2 protein-coding genes are annotated in these 3,079 nt (G+C 45.9%); both read left to right on the top strand.

Features of this window, described 5'->3' with window-relative positions:
• On the top strand, window positions 1-955 hold a 955-nt coding region (locus GXZ17_RS03880), incomplete at its 5' end, for a sugar kinase (RefSeq protein ID WP_409375976.1).
• Window positions 956-971: 16 nt separating this feature from the next.
• Window positions 972-2,273, top strand: a complete 1,302-nt coding sequence (locus tag GXZ17_RS03875; RefSeq protein WP_409375975.1) for a class II D-tagatose-bisphosphate aldolase non-catalytic subunit — start codon at window positions 972-974, stop codon at window positions 2,271-2,273.
• The last annotated feature ends 806 nt before the right edge of the window (window positions 2,274-3,079 follow it).

The raw sequence follows: 3,079 nt of genomic DNA, 5'->3' as shown, positions 1-3,079 counted from the left end.
CCTGAAAGGAGAGAGGCTTATGCGAGTAGGTTGTTTAGGAGAGCTTCTGGTAGAAATAATGAGAGACAGAGTAGATGTACCCTTCGACGTGCCCGATATTTTTGTAGGGCCTTTCCCGAGCGGTGCTCCAGCTATTTTTGCCGATTGCCTGGCTCGTTTAGGAGAAGAAGTTTTCTTTGTAGGAGCGGTGGGAGAAGACGACTTCGGGAAAATGATTCTCCGGAGATTGAAAGAAGATGGAGTGGACATTGGAGGGGTTAAGATTCTTCCCGATTTTACGACCGGTGTAGCTTTCGTCACCTATTTCCGAGACGGAAGCCGAAAATTCATTTATCACATATCTCAAGCTGCTGCTGGCCAGATATTCCCCTCTGATATTGATGAAGAACAGTTTTCTCGTCTGGATTACCTGCATGTCATGGGCTCCAGCATGCTCATCAATGATAATTGCTGCGATGCTTACCTTCGAGCAATAGAAATAGTGAAGAAAAAGGGAGGAAAAATCAGTTTTGATCCCAATTTCCGCCCCGAGCTTCTGGGAGCAGGTAAAGCTCGAGCGCTGTTCCAGCCCATTGTGCAGGAGAGTTTTGTTCTTTTTCCCACGCAGGAAGAGCTGGAAGTGCTAAGTGGAGAAAAAGATGTGGACAAGGGGACAGCGGTGTTGCTATCTCAGGGGCCAGAAATAATTGCCTTGAAACAGGGAAAAAAGGGTTCCACCATTTTTACCTCTAAAGAAAAATTATTTATCCCTGCCTTCCCGGTGGAGGAAGTAGACCCCACTGGAGCTGGTGATTGCTACTGTGCCGGGTTTTTAGCCGGCCTTTCCCGGGGGCTGCCCCTTATAGAGGTGGGCAGGTTAGCTAATGCGGTAGGAGCTTTAGCTGTAACCAAAAAAGGCCCCATGGAGGGAGCGCCCACTCAAAAAGAGTTAGAAGAGTTTTTGAAAAAATTTTGAAAAGGAGAGAAGTCTTTTGTTGAGAAGAGATAAAGTAGATCAGAGCTATATCCGCCGCAAGGCAGAAGAAGAAGGAGTCCCGGTGGTTGATTTTTTGCTGCGCAAAATGAAAGAATTAGAAAAAGTGGAGGGGAGGCCTTCCACCCTCTTTGCTGCTTGTCCTAATTCTGAGACGGTTATTAAGGCTGCACTGCGTTCGGCAAAGAGAGCCAATGCCCCCATTAAGTTTGCTGCCACTTTAAACCAGGTGGATGAAGATGGAGGATATACCGGCCTTACACAATCTGAGTTTGTGGAAATGGTAAAAATAGAAGCCGAGGCCATTAGTTATGAGGGGCTGATCATCGTTGCCCTCGACCACGGAGGACCCTGGCTTAAAGACCAACACAGTATAGAAAACTGGAGTCTCGAAGAAACCATGACAGCGGTTAAAAAATCGCTGGAAGCAGCGATAGATGCAGGATATGATTTTCTCCACATTGATCCCACAGTAGATAAAACTCTTTCCCCGGGAGAGATTATCCCCATAGAGCGGGTAGTAGAGAGAACCATAGAGCTGATAAAACATGCTGAAAACTACCGCCGAGAAAAAGGGATTGCCCCCCTGGGTTATGAGGTGGGGACAGAAGAGGTTCACGGAGGGCTGGCCAATCTTGAAGTGTTCGACCGCTTTCTCTCCCTCCTCAAGGAAGGCTTAGAAAAAGAGGGGTTATCGGAGGTGTGGCCCATACTCATCGTAGGAAAAGTGGGGACAGACCTTCACACCACCATTTTTGACCCTGAGGTGGCAAAGACACTCGCTGAAAAAGCGGCAAAATATGGCTCTTTTATCAAAGGACATTATACCGATTATGTGGAAAACCCTGAAGAATACCCTCTCTCGGGGATGGGAGCAGCAAACGTGGGTCCGGAATTTACCGAAGAGGAATACAATGCCTTGACTCAGCTGGCTCAGCTGGAAGATAAATTGAAAAAAGAGAAGCTCATTGCTCGTTCCTCTTTGATTCTTCAGGTTCTGGAAAAAGAGGTATACGAGAGTAATCGCTGGCAAAAGTGGTTAAAAGGAGAAGAAAAAGGCAAAGACTTATACGATCTCTCTCCCTCTCGCCAGAAGTGGCTGATAAAAACTGGTTGCCGCTATATCTGGGCTCAACCTCGGGTAGTGGCCAGTCGCACTCTTCTTTATCGCAACTTAGAACAAAACGGTTACCGGGGAGAGGAAATGGTCCTTTTACAGGTGGAGAGAGCTATGGATAAATATTTCCGGACTTTTAACCTCATCGACCTCCACGACCGCCTGAAAAAAGTAGTTGAGTAATAAGAGGCTAACCGAGGGAAGCCCCTCCCTCGGTTAGCTTTGTTCGCGGCGGCTATAGGTGGGGAACGTTTCCTGTGGTTTCTTCCCCCTCATTTCCGAAATCTTTTGTCGGAAATCCAAATGTTTTTGTCTTTAAATAATTTAGATTCCTGATAGAAACATTCAGGAATGACAGATAAGGGAAGTGACAGAACCCACTCAGGGGTGATGATTCCTCCTTCCGTTGTTTCCTGAATCTTTAGTCGGGAATCCATGGTTTTCAAATACTTCTGGACCCCTCGCAGAAGCATTCAGGGGCAGGCTAAATACGGCTCGCAAGTTGCCGGGGTGAGGGTGAGAGAAAGAATATATTATAAAGCCCTCCCCGGAAGGGAGAAAAAAAGAAAGGAATCCAGAAGAGAGATCCCCGCGACACTGGCTGTTTTTCTTCCAACGTGATTTATTTTGCCTTTTTATGTGTTAACCCGATGTGTTTGGTAGAGTAGAAATGCAACACAGCGGAAGTTAAAAAATACATCATAAAAATTACTACAAACCTGGAATTCAGGAAGTGGAATGGAATATTTTATGATGAGATAAGACAGCCGCCATCATTGACCGTTTAGTTCATCACAGTCATTTGCTGGTCTTTTTCGAACCAAGTTATCCTTTGCCTCATTCTACTATAAGCTGTTAGTTCTGGAATTGAAGGTGCTGCGAAAATTAGCTTCCGGAATGCTGCAAATTCATATTGCCAAATACAACCCCCGAAGAAGAGAGCGTCTCTTATTGTTCTGTCACAGGTTGTTTGGTGATATGCTTATAGT

It is taken from the genome of Candidatus Sordicultor fermentans (genome assembly GCF_012728195.1).
GTDB classification, from domain to species: Bacteria; Atribacterota; Atribacteria; order Atribacterales; family Caldatribacteriaceae; genus Sordicultor; species Sordicultor fermentans.
The sequence above is the reverse complement of the archived record's forward strand: the minus strand, read 5'-3'. Positions and strand labels throughout refer to the sequence as shown.